Raw genomic sequence first — 21,730 nt, forward strand, 5'->3', positions numbered from 1 at the left:
GTCACACCTCCGTCTGGGGGCCGGCGCCGGCGGGGGCGAGTGCGCGGCCGTTGCTCTGGCGGGCCGTCGGATGGTGTCGGCCGAGGAACTCGACGACGATCTCGACCTGGCGCAGGATGTCGTCGAGCTGTGCCGGGGTGGGGTTGACGCCGTGGCCGTCGAGCGCGCTGTTGCCCGTCTTGAGGTAGACGGGTGCGGCGACCCGGACGATGTCGGGTGCCTCGTAAGTGCGGATGAATCCGCCGGACATCCGGGGGTTGTCGACATGGCAGTCGAGCGGGATGGTGACCGCCTGCCGCAACGCCGCGATCATCGGCAGCGTCAGGTCCCGGACGGGGTTGAAGCTGTTCGCGCCGAGCATCTCCAGCATCTGCGCGGAGGCCGGATTGCCCTGCCCGCAGTGCGCGGAGACCTTCAGGTGGAGGTCGGGTGGCAGGTCACCGGCGGTGCGCAGGCGTCCGAGCACCCACAGCAGGCCCTCGTCGTAGACGACGAAGCCGCGTACGCCGAGCTCGATGCCGCGTTTGACGTCCTCGACGGCGCGCACGATCTGCTCCTGGCCGCGCAGCCGGTAGCCGATCCTTGATCCTTCCGTGGTCTGCACGCTCGCGCCGATGTCGTAGCCGGCCCGGGGGCCCACCGACATCAGGATCTCGGCGCCGTACTCCCGGCCGAGGGTCACGTACTCGCTGATCTCCCGGGCCGTGTGCCGGTACATGCCGCGGGTCTCGGTGATGCGGTTGATGGTGAAGCCGCGGCGGCGGCTCTCGGAGAGCAGCGTCTCGGCGGCCTGCACCGAGTTGACGGTGGGCACCTCGACGCGGAAGTGGCCGCCGTCGGCGAAGGCCGCGGTGGAGCCCGGCATGCCCTGCGCGTCCCCGTCGGGCAGTCCCAGCAGTTCGAGCTGCCGGCGGGTCTGCTCGTAGAAGGCGTGGGGGGTGGCGGTCATCGTGTCACCTCGATTCCGAGCTGTTCGGCGGTGCGGGCGACGATCTCCTCGGCGATGCGGATCGACGCGGCCCGGTCGGTGTGCACGACCTGGACCTCGCCGAAGTTGCCGAGGTTGCCGCGGCAGGGAAGGAGTACGTCGCCCTCGGGGAAGCGGACGGTCAGCGAGTGGAGGCTGTCGCCGTACTCCGCGGCCGCCCAGCCGAGGTCCGGTACGCGCTCCGGGGTGGGGGTGGTGTCCGCGGCACCGAACCAGCGGACGGTCGCGTAGTGGGTGAAGGCGGTCGGTCCCCGCTCGATCTCCTCGTTCAGGTGGATCCGTACGAGGAGTTCGAAGATGTCGCCACCGCCCGCCAGCCGGAAGAGGTTGGGCAGGCAGGAGCCCATGATGCGGGGGTTGAGCTCGATGAGCCGCGGGGTGCCGTCCGTGGCGAGCATGACCTCGACGTGGAAGATGCCGAGCCGCAGCCCGAGCGCGCCGACCACGGCCTCCGCGAACTCCATGACACGGTCATGGTCCTCGGCCGGGATCCCGGCGGGGATCGTCGTGCCGGTCTCCAGCGCCTCGTGCCGGTGCCAGGTGGAGCGCTCGCTGACGGCCAGGCGCAGGAACCGGCCGTGCGCGAGGCCGATCTCGGCCGAGACGAAGCGGCCGGTGAGGTACTCCTCGACGAGGATGCCCGCGTCGTACCCGCCGCCGTCCGCCGCCTGCTCCAGGACGCCGCGCAACTGCGCCTCGCCGGCGATGACGTGGGCGCCTTCGCTGCCCGAGCCCCGGGCCGGCTTGACCACCACGGGGTATCCGGTGGCGGCGGCGAACGCGGCGGCCTCCTCGAAGCCGCCGACGACCGCGTGGCGGGTGCGGTCGACTCCTGCCGCGGCGAGGATCTCCCGGCAGCGGTTCTTCTGCTTGGCGGCCGCGGCGGCCGCGGCGTCCGTGAACGGTACGCCGATCTCCTCGGCGATCCGTGCGACGGGTACGACCAGGGCGTCGACCGTGGCGACGAAGCCGTCGACCGGCCGCTCCTCGTGGACGGCGTGCACGCAGGTGCGCAGGGCGTCGGGGTCGGTGGCGTCCTTCAGGACGTGGACCGTGTCGACGAACCGCGCGTACGGGGAGGAGTCGAAGTCGATGTTCTGGGACTGCTCCATCAGCAGGGAGCGGATGAGGGTCACGTGGTGGCCGAGCCGGTGGGCCGCCTCGAACGCGGGGGCGTTGCCGGCTTTCCAGGTCACGAACACGACGTGCTTGACGTGCGGATGTGTCATCGCGGTCATCGCGTCTTCCTCGCGAATCGCTGGCCGATCCGGACGTAGCCCGGGATGTCGGTACCAGGGGTGGGGATGAAGGAGATCGAACCGGCGAGGATGTTCTTCTTCGACATGGAGCTGAAGCCGCCCGCACCGGACAGGACGAGGTCGCCCTCGTCGAGCTGCAGCCACGCGCCGTCCGCCTGGCGTTCGGAGTACTCGTAGCGGAGGTGGTCGGTGCCGCGCAGGACGTTCAGCCGGTAGCCGTCGGAGTCGTACAGGCCCGCGCAGTCGTCGAGTCGCATCTCGAACGGCCGCCCGGTCCGGATGAGCCCCTCGCCGGTGAGGGCACGCAGCAGGTCCTCGTAGAGGCCGAAGGCGGGGTAGGCGTTGGCGAGCAGCAGCAGGAAGGAGCGTTCCTCGGGGAAGATCTGGATGAAGTTGTGGTGGCCGCTGCCGTTGGAGTTGAACCCGAAGGCGGTGGGGCCGAACATCAGCCAGCCCAGGCCCCAGGCGTGCATGAAGTGGTGGCCGGGCACGGGGATCTGCGGGGTGCGCATCTGCTGCGCGAGTTCGGCGGACAGCAGGCGCTCGCCGCCGGGGGCGATGCCGTCGTCGAGGGCGAGCCGGGCGATCTTGGCGAGTTCCTCAAGGGTGAGGCAGACGGAGAACGAGCCGGCGGCGTCGTCGGCGATGGTCTGCTTCGGCGGATCGTGGCGCAGGTAGGCCTTGGCCTGCTCGTTCCACACGTAGCCGACGGAGACGGCGCCCTCGTAGTGGCCGCCCTCGGTGAGGGTTTCGGGGATCTCCTTGATGCCGAGCGGGGTCAGCATCAGCTCGTTGACCGCGCGGCGCCAGGGGACCCCGAGCAGCTTCTCGATCAGCGCCGCGACGATGGAGGTGCCGACCGCCGAGTAGGCGAACACCTCGCCCGGTTCGAAGAGCTGGCCGTAGCCGGCCAGCGTGCCGATGTAGGTGTCGAGGTCCGGCAGGTCGGTGTCGTTCCAGACCTCGTACGAGTCGTCGACACCGCTGGTGTGCGACAGCAGGTGGCGCAGGGTGACCCGTACGGTGCTCCCGTCGCGGCGCCGCAGCGCCTGCGGCAGCAGTTCGTGGAGCGGCTGGTCGAGGCCGAGCAGGCCGCGGTCGACGAGGCGCAGCGCGACGAAGGCCAGCATGGGTTTGGTGATGCAGGTGATGCGCTGCCTGGTCGTGGCCGTGTACGCGGCCCCCGTCTCGGTGTCGGCGACGCCGTGGTACGTGAACTGCAGGGCGCCGTCCCGGAAGACGGCGGCTCCCGCGCCGGGGACGCCGTGTCCGCGGCCGGACTCGCGCAGGGTCTCCGCTACGGCGCGCAGCCGCGCCGCGGGGCCGTCGGCCGTGAGGGTGCGGTCCTCGGGCTGCTGCTCGCGGGTGCGGCGCAGCAGTGCGGCCTGGTCGGTGAGGGTGGGGTGGCCGTAGATCTCGGCGACGCGCACGGCCCGGCCGGCGGCGTCCGAGAGCCGGGCGGCCAGCAGGTTCGCCAGCAGGGAGTGGCCGCCCACGGAGAAGAAGTCCAGGTCCGGGGAGATGCGGGTCAGACCCAGCAGGTCGGCCCAGATCCGCGCGACCTCCGCCTCGTCGGGGTCGTCGCCGGTGAAGGCGGCCGCGGCGGCCGTGCCCCAGTCGATGTCCCGGGCGGCGAGCGTCTTGCGGTCGACCTTGCCGTTGGGCAGCCGGGGCAGCCGGTCCGCCGTGAGGATCTTGGAAGGCTGCATGTAGTGGGGCAGTTTGGCCCGCAGGTGCTCGCCCATCGCCTCGGTCGTGACGTCGGCGCCGTCCAGGCCGACGTAGCAGACCAGCCGGGTGTCGCCGTCGGTGCGCACGGCCAGGGCGGCGACGTCGCGCAGGCCCACGACCTCGCGCAGCACGGCCTCGATCTCGCCGAGTTCGATGCGGAAGCCGCGCACCTTGACCTGGTTGTCCTTGCGGCCGAGGAAGCGCAGTTCGCCGTCCTCGGTCCAGCGGGCCAGGTCACCGGTGCGGTAGAGCCGCCCGCCGGGCACCGCGCCCAGGTGGGCGGGGGCGGGGACGAAGGAGGCGGCGGTGCGGTCGGGGTCGTTGATGTAGCCGCCCGCCAGGCCGTCTCCACCCAGGTGGAGTTCACCGGCGGCACCCTGCGGGGCGAGCCGCCCGTGCGGGTCGAGGAGGTAGGCGACCGTGTTGAGGAGGGGCACGCCGATGGTGGGGGCGTCGGCGGTGGGCCCGGTGAAGCACTTCCAGGTGGAGTACGTGGTGTCCTCGGACGGCCCGTACAGGTTGTAGAGGCGGGTGACGGCGGTGCTCGCGAAGGCGGCGTTGACGAGCTCCTTGGAGAGCGGCTCGCCCGCCACGTTCAGGACGCGGACCGAGTCCGGGACCGCCGCGCGCTGGAGCAGTACGCCCAGGGCGCTGGGCACGGTGTTGACCAGGGTGGGCCGCAGCCCCTCGTCCTCGGTGAGGGCGAGGACGTTGTCCACGACGACGACGCAGCCGCCGCGGGTGAGCGGGGCCCACAGCTCGTACACCGACAGGTCGAAGTTGAGTGAGGTGGAGAACAGCACCCGGGCCAGGTCCTCGGAGCTGTACGTGTCCTCGGCCCAGGCGAGGAGCGCGACCACGTTGCGGTGGCTGATCACCACCCCCTTGGGCAGGCCCGTGGAGCCGGAGGTGTAGATGAGGTGGGTGGTGGCGTCCTGGTCGACGGTGAGGTCCGGCGGGGCGTCGTCCTGCGCGGAGGCCTTCTCCCACAGTTCCGCCCAGGGGAGGGCGTCGGCCGCCACTCCGCCGAGCCAGGCCGGGGCGGTGTCGCCCTCGTGGACGACGGCGGCCATGTCTGCGGTCGCGGCGATGGCGCTGAGCCGGTCCGCGGGGTAGGCCGGGTCCAGCGGGACGTAGGCGCAGCCCGCCTTGTGGACGGCGAGCAGCAGAACGACGCTGCGGGCGGAGCGGGCCAGCGAGAGTCCGATGCGGGATCCGGGGGTGATGCCGTGGGCGGCCAGCGCCCGGGCCAGGCGGTTGGCCTGGCGGTCCAGTTGCCGGTAGGTGAAGGCGGCGCCCTGCCCTTCGACGGCCGGGGCGTGCGGGGTGCGGGCGGCCTGTGCCTCGACGAGGGCGTGCAGCGGGGTGTCCCGGGCGTACGGGCGGGCGGTGTCGTTGAGCCCGGTCAGCAGGTGGAGCCGCTCGGCGTCGGAGAGCAGGGCCAGTTCGCCCACGGGCGCCTGCGGCCGGCGGGCGGCGTCGCGGAGCAGGGTGCTCAGGTTGGCCGCCATCCGCGCGGTCAACTCGGCCGTGAACAGCGCCCGTTCGTAGTGCAACGTGAACTGTGCGCCCTCGGACGTGAGTCGGGCTTCCAGGAGCAGTGCGAAGCCCTCGGGCAGGGCCTCGGCGCCGTCGGTTTCGACGTAGCCGGCGTGCAGCCCCGTACCGAGCTCAGGGAGGTCACCGGCTGTGCTGCGGCGGGCCGCTTCGGCGTAGCGGGCGCCGAGCGCGGCCGCTGTCTCGGAGAGCGTGGCGTCGTACGCGAGGGGCGAGCGTACGGCGACGGGCCGGTCGGCGGGCACACCGGGCGCACCGCCCGCCCGTGCCAGCACGATGTCGTCCTGGCCGCTGTAGCGGTGCACGAGGACGGTGAACGCGGCGTGGACCTGGTCCGAGAAGCCGGGTCCGGCGGGCTCGCCGGACCAGGTGTGGGTACCCGTGCCCGTCCGGTCCGGGCCGCCGGGACCGGGGTCCCTGACGGGCAGTTGCAGGGCCGGCGTCTCACCGTCCGGTACCCCGGCGGATGAGTCGGCGTGAATATCGCCCACGGTCGTTGTCCCCCTGGTCTGATGTGTTTTCGGGCAGGCTGAATTCACCCGCGACGGAATGCGGCTGGAATGGTCCGCCTTTTCCGCGCGCCGTTTTCACCGATGCGGGAATCGGGCGCGGAAGGAAATACGGGTCAGGTGAATTCAGGAAAGACTGCGGTGATTACCCGGATATCGGGCGCACCGGCCGCGCGCTCAGGCGGCGACGGGGTCCTGTGCGGGCCGGGCGCTGCGCCGGGCCCAGTCCACGACGAAGGGCATGGCGGCACCCACCAGCGCGAAGCCGACGGCCATGATCACCCACCCGGTGGTGCCGTGCTCGATGGCGAGCCAGGTCAGGAGGGCGGGCGCGATCATCTTGCCCAGGTCGGCGCCCATGGCGTACGTGCCCTGGTACTGGCCCTGCGCATGCTCGGGCGCCAGCCCGAAGGCCATGCCCCAGCTGCCCGCGGACTGCCTGATCTCGCCGAGGACGTGCGCCAGGGCGCCGACCAGGAGCAGGGCGCAGGCGAGCACCGGCGAGGCGCCTTCGGTGAGGGCGAAGACGATGCAGGCGATCGCGAGGCAGAAGGATCCGGAGCGCGAGGCCCTGGCGGCGGCGGGCGGGTCGTCCGTCCCGCGGGCCGCCCTGACCTGCAGCAGCACCACGGCGATGGTGTTGGTGAGCAGGATCGCGGCGATCATCCAGCGGGGAGCGCCGGTGTGGTGCAGCACCCACAGCGGCAGGACGACGTCGAGCAGCAGGTTGTGCATCGACAGCAGCCCGTCCAGGGCCACGAAGGTGAGGTAGGGCCGGTCGCGCAGGACCGTCAGGGCCGGTCCGGGGCGGGCGGGCTGCGGCTCGACGGCGGGGAGCAGCAGCGTCAGCAGGCCCGTCACCAGGTAGGTGGCAGCGTTGAAGACGACGGCCAGCTGGTAGGCCCGGACGGAGTCGACGGTCAGGAGCAGGCCGGCCAGGGCGGCGCCCACGGACACGCTGACGTTGCTGGTGGCCCGCAGGTAGGCGCGGACCGAGACCCGCTCCTCCGGGGGGACGAGCCCGGCGACCATGGCCATCCGCGCGCTGCGGCTGGCGCTGTAGGCCACGGCCTGCACGCTCACCACGATCACGTACATGACAAAGCCGTGGACGGCGAGAAGGGCGGCGGTGAGCGGCCCGAGGGCGAGGAAGGACCAGATCTGCACGGAGCGGGGGCCGACCCGGTCGGCCAGGTGCCCCGTCGGGGCGCTCACGGCGAGGGCGATGCCGGCGGCGACGCCGACCCCGATGCCGAACTGGCCGGGCGACAGGCCCAGGACCGTCGTCGCGTAGATCGCGTTGAGTGCCATCCACAGGCCTTGGCCCATGGTGTGCACCAGGGTGATACCGGTGAGGGTACGTGCGGGTCCGCGCGAGGGAAGCAACCGGCTCAGCATGGTCCTGCCACACCGTGGTCCGCACGGGCGGACTTCCGACCGAGAGCCGGGCAGTGCCGCCGGACCCCTGCTTCCGTGCACGTCAGGATCACTGACACGCCCCCACCCCTCGTTCAGCGCCATTGCCAACGACAAGATTCGGGAATTCCCCGTAATCACGGGCCAAGATCGTCGGCCCGTCGGGTTCTATCGAAACTGCGTGCGCCCCGCCGTGTCCAGGAAATGGACATGTGACCCCCGTCACAAACGAATTGACCGGGGGTCACGGCAAACATTTGAGAAAAATTATGTGGAGAGATTGTCGGTGATACCCCATCTACCGGCGAGTACGGCGCGTCTTGGCGGCGCGGATGCGGCCGGACGGGAAGGCGGCAGCGCATCGGGAGACGAACTCGCGGCCGTAACACACCGCGGCGGCAGTCCGGTTCACGCCGAGCACGGCCGTGTACCGCCGTTCCAGGGGCAGTTCGGCGAGCGGCCGATCAGATCGGCCGGTCGGGGCGTGGCGCCACCCTCCGGGGGACGCCGGGCGGGTGCGGTCCGGGCCGGTCTGTACGATCTGTCGGTCCGACCCCGCATCGGCAGGAGACCACACCATGACGATCCATCGGCCGGGGCTGCCCGGAGACCTGCCGCCCGCGGAACTGCTGTGGGCGCGCTGGGCGTTGGTCGCGGTACTGGAGGCGACCACGGAGGCGGAGAGCCGCGGACGGCACCGCACCGGCCATTGGATCGACGACACCGGCCTGCACCTCGACGACTGCGGCTGCACCTGGTGGACCCTGTCCCGCAGGGGCGAAGGACGCTACGTGCTCTACGGTGAGGACGAGTCCAGCGGCGTCAAGTGGCACGAGCCCGCCATCGACATGCTCGCGCAGGCCCCGGACTGGCTTCCGTACGAGAAGCTGCACGACCTGCTCAGCGGCTGGGAACTGGGCTGCGTCTACTGGTACGAGAACGGCTCCTGGGCCCGCGCCCCGTATCCCGACGGCCTGCGGGACGACGGCCTGGACTGCGGCATGAGCCGCTTCGTGGACGACAGGGAGGCGCTCGCGCTGCTCGCCGACACCGCCGGCGCCGCCGCGAGCCAACTCCTGGAAGCGGCTCAGGGCTACCGGCTGACTCCCGAGGCCCTGGAAGCGTCGGCCCCCGCGACCGACGGCGACGGCGAAGCCAGCGACCTGCCGGCCATGCTGCGCGCCCTGGAGCGCGCGGGCCTCTCGGCCGCCGACCCGGTCCGGCAGTGATCCGCCCCTGCCGGATGTCCCCCCAGGCCGGCGCCGCGGGCGCGGGAAACGGGGAGGGGTGCGTGCCCGCAGCCGCCGGGGCGGTTGCCCGGGCCGCTCACCGCGGGCAGCCGCCGTATCCAGGGTAGGCCCGTCGGCCCTGAGAGGTGTGAAATGCGCCCGGCCGGGATAGTCGAAGAGGTATAGAAGGTACTTTTCCGACACGACGCGCATACAAGGGGTCACGATGCCGAACGCAGCCACGGGGACCCGCTCCCGCATCACGCTGCGCGTGAACGGCAAGGAGTACACGCTCACCGTCGACCACCGGGTGACCCTCCTGGACGCGCTCCGGGAGCTGCTCGATCTCATCGGAGCGAAGAAGGGCTGCGACCACGGACAGTGCGGGGCGTGCACCGTACTGGTCGGGGGCCGCCGCGCCAACAGCTGCCTGCTGCTCGCCGTCGCCCACGACGGCGCCGAGATCACCACCGTGGAAGGCCTCGGCGACGCGGCCGCCCCGCACCCGCTGCAGCAGGCCTTCATCGAACGCGACGCGTTCCAGTGCGGCTACTGCACCCCGGGCCAGCTCTGCTCCGCCGTGGGCATGCTCGCCGAGGCCGAAGCCGAGCGCTCCTCCCCCGAGGAACCGCTCCCCCTCGACCGGGCCGCCATCGCCGAGCGGATGAGCGGGAACCTGTGCCGCTGCGGGGCCTATCCGCGCATCGTCGACGCCGTTCAGGACGTGATCCGGTGAAGCCGTTCGCCTATGTCCGCCCCACCGCGCTCCACGAGGCCGTCGCCGCCCACGGAGGCCGCCCCGGGGCCTCGTACCTGGCCGGCGGCACCAATCTGGTGGACCTCATGAAGCTCGGTGTGGAGCGCCCCGACACCCTCGTCGACCTCACCGGCCTGCTGTCCGCCACCGTCGAGGAGACCTCGGACGGCGGACTGCGGATCGGGGCGGGGGTGCGCAACAGCGACCTCGCCGCCCACCGGCTGGTCAAGGCCCGCTACCCCGTCCTGGCACAGGCGATCCTCTCCGGCGCGTCGGCGCAGCTGCGCAACATCGCCACCACCGGCGGCAATCTGCTCCAGCGCACCCGCTGCCCGTACTTCCAGGACGTGTCCAAGCCCTGCAACAAGCGGGAGCCGGGCAGCGGCTGCGGCGCCCTCGACGGCGTCCACCGCGACCACGCCGTGCTCGGCCATTCCCCGCAGTGCATCGCGACGAACCCCTCCGACATGGCGGTGGCCCTGGCCGCCCTCGACGCCGAGGTCGACATCGAGGGGCCCCGGGGGGCGCGCACCGTGCCCGTCACGGCGTTCCACCGGCTGCCCGGGGACCGTCCCGAGCGGGACACCGTCGTGGAGCCTGGGGAGATCGTGACCGCCGTGCGCGTGCCGCCGGGCCCGGCGGGTGTCCCGTCCCGGTACCGCAAGGCCCGCGACCGGGCGTCGTACGCCTTCGCGCTGGCCTCCGTCGCCGCCGTCCTCGACCTCGACGGCGGCCGCGTACGCCGGGTGGCCCTGGCCTTCGGCGGGCTCGCGCACCGGCCCTGGCGGGCCACCGCGACCGAGGCGCTCCTGCTGGGCGCGGAGCCGGCCCCGGACACGGTACGGCAGGCCGTCGCGGCCGGCCTCGCCGAAGCCAGGCCGCTGCGCGACAACGCCTTCAAGGTCGGCCTCGCGAGCAACCTCGCCTGCGAGGTGCTGGACGCGCTGGCGCAGGAGCAGCACGGATGAGCGAGAGGCAGACCATGCATTCCACCCCCGCTGCCGGACCGGCCACCGGACCCGTCGGACCCGCCCCCGAAGCGGCCGGGGCCGCCGCCGGACCGGCCCTCGGTGCGCCCCTCGTCCGCCGCGACGGCTGGGAGAAGGTCACCGGCACCGCCCGCTACGCCGCCGAGCACACCCCGCCCGGCTGCCTGTACGCCTGGCCGGTGCCCGCCGCCATCGCCCGCGGCCGGGTCACCGCCGTCGACACCTCGGCCGCCCTCGCCCTGCCCGGCGTGGTCGAGGTGCTCACCCCGTACGACGCGCCCCGGCTGGGCCCGGCCGACGACGCGACCCTGCGGGTGCTCCAGGACACCGAGGTGCCCCACCGGGGCTGGTACGTGGCGCTGGCCGTCGCCGAGTCCCCGGAGGGCGCCGAGGAAGCCGCCGACGCCGTACGCATCACGTACGAGGCCGAGGACGCCTTCGACGTCGCCATGGCCCCCGACCACCCGGACGCCTACACCCCCGAGCAGGTCAACGGCGGCTACCCCGGCCACCGCGAGCAGGGCGACGCGGCGGGGGCCTTCACCGCCGCTCCGGTCCGCGTCGAGTGCGTGTACTCCGTGCCCCCGCTCCACAACCACCCCATGGAGCCGCATGCCGCGACCGCCCACTGGGACCCCGACAGCGGCCGCCTGACCGTGTACGACTCCAGCCAGGGCGCCGGGTACGTGCGCATGACGCTGGCCGGCCTCTTCGACCTCCCCGAGGACCGCATCACGGTGGTCTCCGAGTACGTGGGCGGCGGCTTCGGCTGCAAGGGCACCCCGCGGCCGCACGTGGTGCTGGCCGTGATGGCCAGCCGCCGCACCGGCCGCCCGGTCAAACTATCGCTGCCGCGGCGGCATTTGGCCGCCACGGTCGGGCACCGCGCCGCGACCCTGCACCGGCTGCGGCTCGGGGCGCAGGCGGACGGCACCCTGAGCGCCCTCGCGCACGAGGTGACGACGTACACCTCCCGTGTCCGCGAGTTCGTCGAGCAGGCCGCGGTCCCCGCGCGGGTCATGTACGCCGTGCCCGACCTGCTCACCACCCACCGCGTGGTCCCGCTCGACGTCCCCACCCCGTCCTGGATGCGGGCGCCTGGCGAGACCCCCGGCATGTACGCCCTCGAATCGGCCATGGACGAACTCGCCGAGGCGCTCGGGCTCGACCCCGTCGAACTGCGCGTACGCAACGACGCCACCGCCGAACCCGACAGCGGCCACCCCTACAGCAGCCGCCACCTGGTGGAATGCCTGCGCGAGGGCGCCCGGCGGTTCGGCTGGTCGCAGCACCGGACGGCCCGCAGCGAGGGCCCCCTGCTGATCGGCACCGGCGTGGCCGCCGCCACCTATCCGGTCTACATCGCCCCGTCCGCGGCCCGGGCGCACGCCCTGCCGGACGGCACGTTCCGGGTGGAGGTCAACGCCACGGACATCGGGACCGGCGCACGTACGGTCCTGGCCCAGGTGGCGGCCGACGCCCTCGGCGTCCCGGTGGACCGCGTCACGGCGGAGATCGGCCACACCAACCTGCCGGCCGGCTCGGTGGCCGGCGGCTCCTCGGGTACGGCCTCCTGGGGCTGGGCCGTCCACGACGCGTGCACCGCCCTGCTCGCCCGGCTGGACCGGCACCCCGGGCCGGTCCCGGACGGCGGCCTGTCGGTGTCGGCCGACACCACGCAGTCCGCCAAGCAGCGCTCCCCGTACGCCCGGCACGCCTTCGGCGCCCACTTCGCCGAGGTGCAGGCGGACACGGTCTCCGGTGAGGTCCGGGTCCGCAGGATGCTCGGGGTGTTCGCGGCGGGCCGCATCCTCAACCCGCTGACCGCGCGCTCCCAGCTGACCGGCGGCATGATCATGGGCTTGGGAATGGCCCTGGGCGAACACGCCACGCTGGACCCTGCGTTCGGGGACTTCGCGGAGAGCGATCTCGCCGCCTACCACGTGCCGGTGCACGCGGACGTGCCCGACATCGAGGTGCACTGGATCGACGAGCACGACAAGCACCTCAACCCGATGGGCAGCAAGGGCATCGGTGAGATCGGCATCGTCGGTGCGGCGGCCGCGGTCGGCAACGCCTTCCACCATGCGACGGGCCGGCGCATCCGCGAGCTGCCGCTCACCCCCGACCGGGTCCTGGCCGCCCTGGGCGGGCCGCCGTCGGCCGGTCACCGGATCGGCAGGGCCTGACGGGCCGGAAGTCAACGCGTAAGGGTGTCCGCCGGCCCGCCAGGCCCGGACGGCGTCGAGAAAGGGCTCACCGTATGGACTCCGACTTGCTCGGCATCTACCTCAACGACCATGTGGCCGGAGCCACGGCGGGCCTGGAGCTCGCGCGCCGTGTCGCCCGCACCCACCGGCGCTCCGCCCTCGGCCCGGAGCTTGCGCGCCTCGCGGAGGAGATCGACCACGACCGCCGCGAGTTGCTCCGGCTGATGGAGGCGCTGCGGATCCCCGTCCGGCGCCACAAGGCCCTGGCCGGCTGGGTCTCGGAGAAGGCGGGCCGGGTGAAGCTCAACGGCCGCCTGCTGCGGCGCTCGCCGCTGAGTTCCCTGCTGGAGTTCGAAGCCCTCAGGCTCGGCGTCGAGGGGAAGGCCTGCCTCTGGACGGCCTTGCTCCCGGCGGCGGCGTCCGACCGGCCGGCGTGGGAAGAGAGCCGGCTCCAGCACCTGCTGGAGCGCGCCCGCGAACAGGTCTCGCTGCTGGAAGACCTGCGACTGCGCGCCGCCGCGGCCCTGTTCGCGGACGCCGGTACGCGCTCCTGACCTGCGGGTAACGCGGTTGCCCCGCAGGAATGCCGTTGACATGATCACCGCCATGCACACCTTCCATGCACCCGACGGCACCGAACTGGCCTACCACGTGTCCGGGGACGGGCCGCCCCTGGTCTGCCTGCCCGGCGGGCCCATGCAGGACTCCGCCTACCTCGGGAACCTCGGCGGCCTGGACGCGCACCGGCAGCTGATCCGGCTGGACCTGCGGGGAACGGGCCGGTCCGCACGACCCGAGGACCCCGGCTCCTACCGCTGTGACCGGCTCGTCGGCGATGTGGAGGCCCTGCGTGCGCACCTCGGCCTGGCTCGGGTGGACGTGCTCGGGCATTCCGCCGGTACGAACCTGGCCGCCCTCTACGCCGAGCGCCATCCGGACCGGGTGGGAAGGCTCGCGCTGATCACACCCAGCCCCTTCGGCCTCGGCATCGAGGTCAGCGCCGCCGCCCGGCGGGAGACGGCCCTGCTGCGCCGGGACGAGCCGTGGTTCCCGGCGGCGTTCGCGGCCTTGGAGGACGTGATGGCGGGCCGCGCGACCCCCGACTCCTGGCAGGCCCTCACCCCGCTGCGGTACGGGCGGTGGGACGAGGCGGCCCGCGCGCACCAGGCCGCCGAGGACGGACAGCGCAACGGCGAGGCGGCGGCCGTCTTCGGCTCGGAAGGCGCCTTCGATCCGGACCGGACCCGCGCGGCGCTCACCCGGTTCGGACAGCCGGTGCTGGTGCTGGCCGGGGAGGTGGACCTGAACTCCCCTCCCCTGGCGATGGCCGGGCTCAGCGGGCTGTTCCCGCACGCCGAGCTCGTCGTCCAGCCCGGAGCCGGCCACTTCCCGTGGCTCGACGACCCGGGCCGGTTCGTCGCATCCACCGCAGCGTTCCTGGCCTGAGGGCGGCCGGTCCGTGCCGTGTCAGGATGCCGTACCGCCCAGGTGCTGCCACAGGAAGGTGTAGGCGAGCGCCTGGTTGTGGGCGGCCTGTTCGTTGTCGCTGGCGCCGCCGTGGCCGCCGCCGGTGTTCTCGTGGAACAGCACGCGGTGGCCCAGCTCGCGCAGGCGGGCCGCCGTCTTGCGGGCGTGCCCGGGGTGGACGCGGTCGTCGCGGGTGGAGGTCATGAGCAGCACGGGCGGATAGGCCTGCCCGGCAACCAGGTTGTGGTACGGGGAGAGGTCCTCCAGGTGCGGTCGGTCGGCCGCGCTGTCGGGGTCCCCGTACTCCGCGACCCAGGACGCGCCGGCGAGCAGCCGGTGGTAGCGGAGCATGTCCAGGAGCGGGACCTTGGCGACGATCGCGCCGAACAGCTCCGGGTACCGCACGAGCATGGCGCCCATCAGCAGGCCCCCGTTGCTGGCGCCGGTGATGCCGAGCCGGTCGGGGGTGGTGATGCCCCGGGCGATGAGGTCGGCGGCGACGGCGGCGAAGTCCTCGAAGGCCCGTACCCGGTGGGCGCCCAGGGCGGCCTGGTGCCAGGCCGGGCCGTATTCGGCGCCGCCGCGGATGTTCGCGACGACGAAGGTGCCGCCGCGGGCCAGCCAGGCGCGGCCGGTGACCGGGCTGTAGTACGGGGTCTGCTGGTCGCGGAAGCCGCCGTACCCGTAGAGCAGCGCGGGACCGGGCCGGCCCGGCCGGTCGGGTCCGACCACGAAGTAGGGCACGGCCGTGCCGTCCGGGGAGCCCGCGAAGAACTGCCGGACGGTCAGACCGTCGGCGTCGAAGCGGACGGGGGCCTGCTTGAGGACCTCTCCGTCGCCGCCGACGTGGCCGTAGGTGAGGGTGGAGGGCTGGAGGTAGCCGTCGACGTTCAGGAAGTACTCGTCGCTGACGTCCGGGTCGGTGTCGGTGACGCCCGCCGAGGACAGCGGCGGTACGTCGGCCAGCGGCCGGCGGCTCCAGCCCTCCGGGCCCGGGGTGAGGACCTCGATCCGGGTGGCGACGTCGGCCAGCGTCTCCACGATCAGGTGGTGGCGGGTCCAGCAGTGGCCCGCCAGCGCCGTGTGCGCGTCCGGCGCGAACAGGACGTGGGCGCTGCGGTCCCCGGCGAGGAAGCCCTCGAAGTCGAAGGCGAGCAGCGAGCCGGCCGGATGGCCGAGCCAGGGCGTCTTCGGGGTGACGATGAGCCACTGCCGGTGGGCGTACTTCCCCGCGTCGTCCGGTACGTCGATCTTCACCAGCGTGTCGCCCTCGGCGAGCAGGTGGAGCTCGTGGTGGAAGAAGTCGGTGGCGCGGGAGACGAAGTCCCGCTCGTAGCCGGGTGTCGCATCGCGCCAGCCGGTGGCCGAGACGTCCGAGGCCTCGGCTTCGAAGACCGGCTCGGCGTCCTGCGGCGCGGTGCCCCGGCGCCAGCGCCGGACCGTACGCGGGTAGCCGGAGGCGGTCACGGAGCCCGGCCCGAGGTCGGTGCCGAGGAAGACGGTGTCCTCGTCGATCCAGCCGATACGGGTCTTCGCCTCCGGCAGCCGGAAGCCGTCTTCGACGAACTCCCGTGCGTCCAGGTCGAATTCGCGGACCACGACGGCGTCCGAGCCGTCCCGGGACAGCTGCACCAGGGCACGCCGGTAGTCCGGATACCGCACCCCGGCCCCGGCCCATACCCACTCCTCCCCCTCCGCGGCCGCGAGGGCGTCGACGTCGAGGAGCACCTCCCAGGCCGGGTCGTCCTTGCGGTACTGCTCCAGCGTCGTACGCCGCCACACGCCCTTGGGCCGGTCGGCGTCGCGCCAGAAGTTGTAGAGGAACGCCCCGCGGCGGACGGTGTAGGGGATGCGGTCGGCGTCGTCGAGGACCTCGCGCAGCTCGGCGCGCAGCGCCTCGAAGCGGGGGTCCCCGGTGAGCGCGGCGGCGGTCCGGGCGTTCTCCTCCCCCACCCAGGCCAGCGCGGCCTCACCCTCGATGTCTTCCAGCCACAGGAAACGATCTTCAGCAGTCACCCCCTGATTGTGCCGCCCTGCGCGCCCTGCCGGGGGCGACTCCCCGCAAGCTTCCCGGCCGGGCCCGCGCAGAGGGGCCTCAGGCCGAGAGCGGGCGGTCGTGGGCGCGGACGGGGGCCGGGAGCTCCGTGGCACCGGTCAGGTAGCGGTCGACCGCGGCGGCCGCGGCCCGCCCCTCCGCGATGGCCCACACCACGAGGGACTGCCCGCGTCCGGCGTCACCGGCGACGAACACCCCCTCCGGCCTCCGACGGGCGTCCCGGGAGGCCGTCTCGCCGGGCGGGCGCGGTCCGGCCTGCGGACGCGGTCCGGCGAGGGCCGCGAAGTCCGCGTCCCGTGCGAAGGCGCCGTGTGCATCGCGGCTGAGCGCGAGCTGCTCGCCGAGGCCGCCGGCCCGCTGGGGACCGGAGAAGCCGAGGGCGAGCAGGACCAGCCCGGCCTCGATCACCCGCTCGGTCCCCGGGAGCGGCGCTCTGGCCGCGGGCTCCACCGCCGTCAGGTGCAGGGCCCGTACCCGGCCCGCCTCGTCGCCGTCGAAGTGCACGGTGGCGGAGGAGAAGAGCCGGGGGTCGGCGCCGTCGCGTCCGCGCGCCTCCTCGTGGGCGTGGGAGATCCGGTAGACCTTCGGGTACACCGGCCAGGGCTGTGCGGCGGGCCGCTCGGGGCCGGGCTCGGGGTTGATGTCGAGCTGGACCACGGACAGGGCACCCTGCCGCAGGGCGGTGCCCAGGCAGTCCGAGCCGGTGTCCCCGCCGCCGATGATCACGACGTGCCGGCCCTCCGCCGTGATCGGGGGCCGGGCCAGATCGCCCTCGCCGACCCGGTTGGCGCCGATCAGGTACTCCATGGCCTGGTGGATGCCGCGCAGCCGGCGCCCCGGTACGGCGAGCTCCCTGCGCTCCCCGGCCCCGACCGCGACGACCAGCGCGTCGTGGCGTCTGCGCAGCTCGGCCGCGTCGAGGGCGCCCCCGACGTCCGCCCCCGTGCGGAAGACGGTGCCTTCGGCGCTCATCTGGGCGATCCGCCGGTTTAGCTGCGCCTTCTCCATCTTGAACGCCGGTATGCCGTAGCGGAGCAACCCGCCGAGGCGGTCGTCCCGTTCGTAGACGACGACGGTGTGCCCGGCGCGGGTGAGCTGCTGGGCCGCCGCGAGCCCGGCCGGGCCGGAGCCGATGACGCCGATGGTCCTGCCGCTGAGCCGCGCGGGCGGCGCGGGCGGGACGTATCCGCGCTCCCAGGCCTGGTCGGCGATCGTCTGCTCGACGTTCTTGATGGTCACCGGGTCTGAATTGATGGCCAGGACGCAGGAGTCCTCGCAGGGCGCCGGGCAGAGCCGGCCGGTGAACTCCGGGAAGTTGTTGGTCGCGTGGAGCCGGTCGGCCGCGGCCCGCCAGTCGCCGTGGGCGGCGTACGCGTTCCACTCGGGGATGAGATTGCCCAGCGGGCAGCCGGCGTGGCAGAAGGGGACTCCGCAGTCCATGCACCGGTTCGCCTGCTCGGACACCAGGGGCAGCAGCGTCTGCCCGGCGTGGACCTCGCGCCAGTCGCCGAGCCGCTGCTCCGCGGGACGCCCCGGGACGGGGCGCCGGGGGGTCCGCAGGAAGCCCCAGGGATCGGTCATGCGCCGCCTCCGTGGTTCTTGGGCGGGTACGACGGTTCCGACCAGGCTACGCCGCATTTGTCACGGTTTCCCGATGGCGGGGCAAAGCTCCGGTCTCACGGGACCAGCGCCTTGCCGTAAGGCGCGGTCCGCCGGACGCGGGTGCGTATCCGCCGCGGCGGCGGGAAGGCGCTCGGCGGAGCCGACGGACGGGGAAAGGAGCGGCGCCATGGGCGGCAGCATGCGGGACAAGGCCCAGCGGCCGGGTATCGGCCGCGAGGAGCAGGTGGAAGAGGCCTCCGGTGGAGGGCGCCGGACGCGGAACCGCACCGCGGAGGAGTCCACGCGGCGGCGGGAGGACGAGAGGGAGCAGGAGCGCGAGGGGAGCGGGGAGCGCCGGGGCGGCAGCAAGAAGACCTGACGGAGCACGTGGCGCGGAGGACCGGTGGCCGCTCGGTCGGCCGTCGGTGGGCCGATCGACGGTGCTCCCAGCGTGGCTGACGTGTCGTCAGTCCGCGGGATGGTGCCCTGGGTGACCGGGGACCATCCATCGAGAGGACTTTCATGCGCACCACTCTTCTCCGCAGCGGCGCAAGGGCGGCGGCCGTCACCACGCTCGCCTTCGCCACCGCGCTGGGAGGCATGGCCACCGCCGGCGCCAAGGCCGGCGAGGGCGACGGCCGCGAGTCGCAGCCGATCGAGGTCGGCATCGGAGACGAAGGCATCGAGGCCCCGTCGGATGCCGCCGGCGGCCTCGTCTCCTTCCACGTCCGCACGGACGACGAGGGCGGCCGCCAGCTGCAGCTGTTCCGCCTCCACCAGGGGGTCTCGCTGGAAACCGTCTTCGCCGACCTCAAGAAGGCCGTCAGCCGCGTCCCCGCCCAGAGCGCGGAGGGCATCACGGCGCTCCAGGACGAGGCGGAGGCGCTGGGGGGCGCCTTCGTGACCCCGGAGGTCTCCGAGACCTTCACCACGCCGATCTCGCCGGGACCGGTGGTCCTGCTCGACTTCGGCGCGTTCCTGGAGGACCCGGACGACCCGGTCTACCGGACCCTGGAGCTCCACGAAGAACCGGAGAAGAAGGAGAAGGACCAGAACGAGCTGGAGGACCTCGCGGCCTTCCCGGAAGCCGTCGTGATCGAGAAGGAGACGGCCGCCGGGCCCCGCTTCGAAGTCCACGGGCTGGCCCGGAAGTTCGACGACATCCTCGTCCGCAACTCCTCGGACGAACTGCACGAGATGCAGCTCCAGCCCGTCGAACCCGGCACCACCGACGAGGAGATCCAGGCCTGGTACGACAGCGTCGCGGCCGGCACGGCGTCCGGGAAGCCGCCGTTCGTCACCGGGCCCGCCCTCGGGCTCGGCGCCACCTCCCCGGGGCGCACGGCGCTGCTGCAGACCCATCACCTGCCGCCGGGCACGTACGCCCTGCTCTGCTTCATCCCGGACGCGGAGCGGGGCGTGCCGCACGTCGCGCTCGGCATGCACCAGGTGGTCGAGCTGACCTGACCCCTGCGGGCCTGCGCGTCAGCTGCCCGGGCGGGTGCTGATCGCGTTGCGCCAGACCGTCACGTCCAGGGTGATGTACTTGCTGGGTGAATCCTCGGAGGAGAAGCCCTGGACGGTGACGAGGCCGAGGTTGCCCGAGCCGGTCATGACGCAGAGCTGGCGGCCCTTGGACAGCTTGTTCACGTAGACCTCCTTGGTGAAGCGGGTGTCCGCCCGGCAGGAGGCGAGGGAGCCCTCCTGCCCGGGGTCCAGCAGGACCATGGTGCCGCCCGTGGTCTCCGCGTCGAGGTAGCCGCCGGTGTCGTACGAGAGGTCGTACCCGCCGTCCTCCCCCGGCTGGGGCCGCACGGTGTCGTCGCCGAACGTCAGGTGGTAACCCGCCGTGAGGTTGATGCCCTTGAAGTCGGCGGGCTTCGGATCGGCTGCGACATGCCCTCCGCCCGTCTTGGCCGCCCCCTGCGGAGAGCCGTTGCCGCTCGGGGTCTGCTGGGCGCCGCCGTCACCGGCCGCGCCGGTGGACCGGCCGCCCTTGTCGTCGTCCTTGCCGCTCAGGAGGACGTACGCCGTCCCGCCGCCCGCGATGCCGAAGACCAGCGCCGCGGCGAGCGCGAGGACGGCGCCCCGCCTGCCCGCGCGGGGCCGGGGCTGCGGCGGGGGCGCCTGGTGGCCGGGGTGCCCCGGGTAGGTCGGTGCGGGCGTCGCGTACTGGGTCGGGGCGTACGGGTGGGGCTGAGCCGGGGCGGCCGCCTGGTGCGGCTGGGCGGGGTGCGGGGGCGCCTGGTGCGTCGGCTGCTGCTGCGGGGCTGCCTGCTGCGTCGGCTGCTGGGACGGGGGCGGCCCGTAACCGGCCGGCGGGGCCGTGGGCGGGGCGACCGGCGTGGTGGGCGAGTAGCCCACGGAGGGTGCGGCGACCGGGGGCGGCGGTGCCTGGACCGGGGCCGGCGCGGCCACGCGCGCCGTGATGTCGGCGCTGACGGGGGCGGGCAGCCAGTCCTCGGGACGGCGCAGCACGGTCTCCGCGTTCGCGGCCTGGCACAGGGTGATGATCTCACCGATCGAGGGCCGGGCTTCCGGGTCCTTCGCCAGGCAGCGGCCCACCAGCTCCTTCAGCCGGTCCGGAACGGCGCTGAGCTCGGGCTCCTCGTGGACGATGCGGTAGAGCACCCCGTGCGAGGTGCCCTCCCCGAACGCCGGGGTGCCCGTCGCCGCGTACGCCGCGACCTGGCCGAGCGCGAAGATGTCGGTGGCCGGGGTGACCCGGTGGCCCGCGGCTTGCTCGGGGGCCATGAACGAGGGGGTGCCGATGGTGACTCCGCTGCCGGTGAGCGAGGTCGCGTCCGCGGCATGGGCGATGCCGAAGTCGATCACGCGGGGCCCGTCGGCGGCGAGCAGCACATTGGACGGCTTGAGGTCGCGGTGCACGATGCCGGCGCCGTGGATGACGTGCAGGGCCTCGGCCATGCCGGCGATCAGCAGCAGCACGGCCTCCACCGGCAGCGCCCCGTGGGCGACGACCGCGTCCGCCAGCGAGGGGCCCGGTACGTACGCGGTGGCCAGCCAGGGCTGCGCCCCGTCGGTGTCGGCATCGATGACGGGCGCGGTGAAAAGCCCCTGCACCCGCTGCGCGGACCGTACTTCCTGGGCGAACCGGCGGCGGAATTCGGCGTCTTCGGCGAACTCGGGCCGGATCACCTTGATGGCGACGGGCCGCCCGCCGGGCGTGTACGAGAGGTAGACCTTGCCCATGCCGCCCGCGCCGAGCCTGGCCGCGATCCGGTAGCCGGCGATGGCGGTCGGATCGTCTCCCATCAGCGGCTGGAAGACCTCGACGGCCCTGTTCCGGTCCGGCTGCTGACCGCTCATCAACTCACTTCTCCCCCGCAGAACACCTGTGACGACCGGCACCCTACCCAAGAACACCGGGCGGGCGCCCCTCGCCTCCGCGCAGGCCCGAACGGTGCGGGAGCGGCCACCGCGCGCCAGGGGGCCGAATGTCGCTATTCCGGCCCCGGCGCGCGGCGACGCGACTACTCGATGACGAGCTCGACGGGGATGTTGCCGCGGGTCGCCTTCGAGTAGGGGCAGACCTCGTGCGCCTGCTTGACCAGCAGGGCGCCCGTCTCGCCCGCGAGGGACTCGGGAAGCTCGATGCGCAGCGTGACGGCCAGGCCGAAGCCGGTGGCGTCCTGGCCGATGGAGGTCTCCGCGGTGACCGACACCTCGCCGGTGTCGACCTTGGCCTGGCGGCCGACCAGGCCCAGCGCGCTGGCGAAGCAGGCCGCGTACCCGGCCGCGAAGAGCTGCTCGGGGTTGGTGCCCTGGCCGTTGCCGCCGAGGGCCGGGGGCATGGCGAGCGCGAGGTCGATCTGACCGTCGGAGCTGACGGTGCGGCCTTCGCGGCCGTTGGCGGTGGCGACAGCGGTGTACAGGGCGTCCATCGGAGTTCCTCTCACAGGGCGGAGCGGGGGAAGCGCGGCAGCCGGTCGTCGACTG

The 21,730-nt window shown here is 73.3% G+C and carries 16 protein-coding genes; 8 read left to right on the top strand and 8 right to left on the bottom strand.

The window, feature by feature from the left end:
• Window position 1: 1 nt before the first annotated feature.
• The 4 genes from AC0666_RS19600 to AC0666_RS19615 form a co-directional block, all read right to left on the bottom strand.
• Window positions 2-949 (bottom strand): peptidase, encoded by a 948-nt coding sequence (locus AC0666_RS19600; RefSeq protein WP_468964909.1) that lies wholly within the window; start codon window positions 947-949, stop codon window positions 2-4.
• Entirely contained in the window at window positions 946-2,226 is a 1,281-nt protein-coding gene (locus AC0666_RS19605) for an ATP-grasp domain-containing protein (protein WP_478708020.1), read from the bottom strand. The genes AC0666_RS19600 and AC0666_RS19605 overlap by 4 nt, the downstream gene beginning before the upstream one ends.
• Window positions 2,223-6,026 carry an amino acid adenylation domain-containing protein gene (locus tag AC0666_RS19610; RefSeq protein ID WP_478708021.1) on the bottom strand — a complete coding sequence of 1,268 codons (3,804 nt, stop codon included), beginning with the start codon at window positions 6,024-6,026 and terminating at the stop codon, window positions 2,223-2,225. Before AC0666_RS19610 ends, AC0666_RS19605 begins: the two co-directional genes overlap by 4 nt.
• Before the next feature lie 195 nt (window positions 6,027-6,221).
• Entirely contained in the window at window positions 6,222-7,442 is a 1,221-nt protein-coding gene (locus tag AC0666_RS19615) for an MFS transporter (protein ID WP_478708022.1), read from the bottom strand.
• A 596-nt stretch (window positions 7,443-8,038) separates the two neighbouring features.
• Here AC0666_RS19615 and AC0666_RS19620 point away from each other — a divergent pair.
• The 6 genes from AC0666_RS19620 (at window position 8,039) to AC0666_RS19645 (ending at window position 14,091) form a co-directional block, all read left to right on the top strand.
• Entirely contained in the window at window positions 8,039-8,689 is a 651-nt protein-coding gene (locus AC0666_RS19620; RefSeq protein ID WP_478708023.1) for a hypothetical protein, read from the top strand.
• Window positions 8,690-8,915: 226 nt separating this feature from the next.
• Window positions 8,916-9,425 carry a (2Fe-2S)-binding protein gene (locus tag AC0666_RS19625; RefSeq protein WP_468964900.1) on the top strand — a complete coding sequence of 170 codons (510 nt, stop codon included), beginning with the start codon at window positions 8,916-8,918 and terminating at the stop codon, window positions 9,423-9,425.
• Window positions 9,422-10,414: an FAD binding domain-containing protein gene (locus AC0666_RS19630; protein ID WP_468964899.1), complete on the top strand. Its 993-nt coding sequence runs from the start codon at window positions 9,422-9,424 to the stop codon at window positions 10,412-10,414. Before AC0666_RS19625 ends, AC0666_RS19630 begins: the two co-directional genes overlap by 4 nt.
• On the top strand, window positions 10,411-12,624 hold the full coding sequence (locus AC0666_RS19635) for a xanthine dehydrogenase family protein molybdopterin-binding subunit (protein WP_468964897.1): 2,214 nt from the start codon (window positions 10,411-10,413) through the stop codon (window positions 12,622-12,624). The genes AC0666_RS19630 and AC0666_RS19635 overlap by 4 nt, the downstream gene beginning before the upstream one ends.
• Window positions 12,625-12,698: 74 nt before the next feature.
• Window positions 12,699-13,199, top strand: a complete 501-nt coding sequence (locus AC0666_RS19640; protein WP_478708024.1) for a hypothetical protein — start codon at window positions 12,699-12,701, stop codon at window positions 13,197-13,199.
• Window positions 13,200-13,251: 52 nt separating this feature from the next.
• Window positions 13,252-14,091, top strand: coding sequence for an alpha/beta fold hydrolase (locus tag AC0666_RS19645; protein ID WP_478708097.1), 840 nt, complete (start codon window positions 13,252-13,254; stop codon window positions 14,089-14,091).
• A 21-nt stretch (window positions 14,092-14,112) separates the two neighbouring features.
• On the opposite strand, the gene AC0666_RS19650 is transcribed toward AC0666_RS19645, so the two are convergent.
• Window positions 14,113-16,128, bottom strand: a complete 2,016-nt coding sequence (locus AC0666_RS19650) for a prolyl oligopeptidase family serine peptidase (RefSeq protein ID WP_478708025.1) — start codon at window positions 16,126-16,128, stop codon at window positions 14,113-14,115.
• Window positions 16,129-16,207: 79 nt separating this feature from the next.
• Window positions 16,208-17,749 (bottom strand): glutamate synthase subunit beta, encoded by a 1,542-nt coding sequence (locus AC0666_RS19655; protein ID WP_478708026.1) that lies wholly within the window; start codon window positions 17,747-17,749, stop codon window positions 16,208-16,210.
• 208 nt (window positions 17,750-17,957) lie between these two features.
• Between AC0666_RS19655 and AC0666_RS19660 the strand changes: the two genes are divergently transcribed.
• Window positions 17,958-18,149 (top strand): hypothetical protein, encoded by a 192-nt coding sequence (locus AC0666_RS19660; RefSeq protein WP_478708027.1) that lies wholly within the window; start codon window positions 17,958-17,960, stop codon window positions 18,147-18,149.
• Between the two features lie 143 nt (window positions 18,150-18,292).
• Entirely contained in the window at window positions 18,293-19,237 is a 945-nt protein-coding gene (locus tag AC0666_RS19665; RefSeq protein ID WP_468964888.1) for a hypothetical protein, read from the top strand.
• A gap of 18 nt (window positions 19,238-19,255) precedes the next feature.
• Here AC0666_RS19665 and AC0666_RS19670 read toward each other — a convergent pair whose 3' ends face one another.
• Together AC0666_RS19670 and AC0666_RS19675 are read right to left on the bottom strand one after the other, a co-directional pair.
• On the bottom strand, window positions 19,256-21,100 hold the full coding sequence (locus AC0666_RS19670; RefSeq protein WP_468964886.1) for a serine/threonine-protein kinase: 1,845 nt from the start codon (window positions 21,098-21,100) through the stop codon (window positions 19,256-19,258).
• 164 nt (window positions 21,101-21,264) lie between these two features.
• The gene (locus AC0666_RS19675) at window positions 21,265-21,675 is read right to left on the bottom strand and encodes an organic hydroperoxide resistance protein (RefSeq protein ID WP_356853092.1); all 411 of its coding nucleotides are present in this window, start codon (window positions 21,673-21,675) and stop codon (window positions 21,265-21,267) included.
• Between the last annotated feature and the right edge of the window lie 55 nt (window positions 21,676-21,730).

Source organism: Streptomyces sp. NPDC043680 (genome assembly GCF_056436685.1).

Coding starts and splice junctions, on each gene's coding strand:
- AC0666_RS19645 (WP_478708097.1), top strand. CDS start 13,252: ATGCACACCTTCCATGCACCCGACGGCACCGAACTGGCCTACCACGTG.
- AC0666_RS19605 (WP_478708020.1), bottom strand. CDS start 2,226: ATGACCGCGATGACACATCCGCACGTCAAGCACGTCGTGTTCGTGACC.
- AC0666_RS19635 (WP_468964897.1), top strand. CDS start 10,411: ATGAGCGAGAGGCAGACCATGCATTCCACCCCCGCTGCCGGACCGGCC.
- AC0666_RS19625 (WP_468964900.1), top strand. CDS start 8,916: ATGCCGAACGCAGCCACGGGGACCCGCTCCCGCATCACGCTGCGCGTG.
- AC0666_RS19665 (WP_468964888.1), top strand. CDS start 18,293: ATGCGCACCACTCTTCTCCGCAGCGGCGCAAGGGCGGCGGCCGTCACC.
- AC0666_RS19600 (WP_468964909.1), bottom strand. CDS start 949: ATGACCGCCACCCCCCACGCCTTCTACGAGCAGACCCGCCGGCAGCTC.
- AC0666_RS19675 (WP_356853092.1), bottom strand. CDS start 21,675: ATGGACGCCCTGTACACCGCTGTCGCCACCGCCAACGGCCGCGAAGGC.
- AC0666_RS19640 (WP_478708024.1), top strand. CDS start 12,699: ATGGACTCCGACTTGCTCGGCATCTACCTCAACGACCATGTGGCCGGA.
- AC0666_RS19615 (WP_478708022.1), bottom strand. CDS start 7,442: ATGCTGAGCCGGTTGCTTCCCTCGCGCGGACCCGCACGTACCCTCACC.
- AC0666_RS19670 (WP_468964886.1), bottom strand. CDS start 21,100: ATGAGCGGTCAGCAGCCGGACCGGAACAGGGCCGTCGAGGTCTTCCAG.
- AC0666_RS19655 (WP_478708026.1), bottom strand. CDS start 17,749: ATGACCGATCCCTGGGGCTTCCTGCGGACCCCCCGGCGCCCCGTCCCG.
- AC0666_RS19620 (WP_478708023.1), top strand. CDS start 8,039: ATGACGATCCATCGGCCGGGGCTGCCCGGAGACCTGCCGCCCGCGGAA.
- AC0666_RS19660 (WP_478708027.1), top strand. CDS start 17,958: ATGGGCGGCAGCATGCGGGACAAGGCCCAGCGGCCGGGTATCGGCCGC.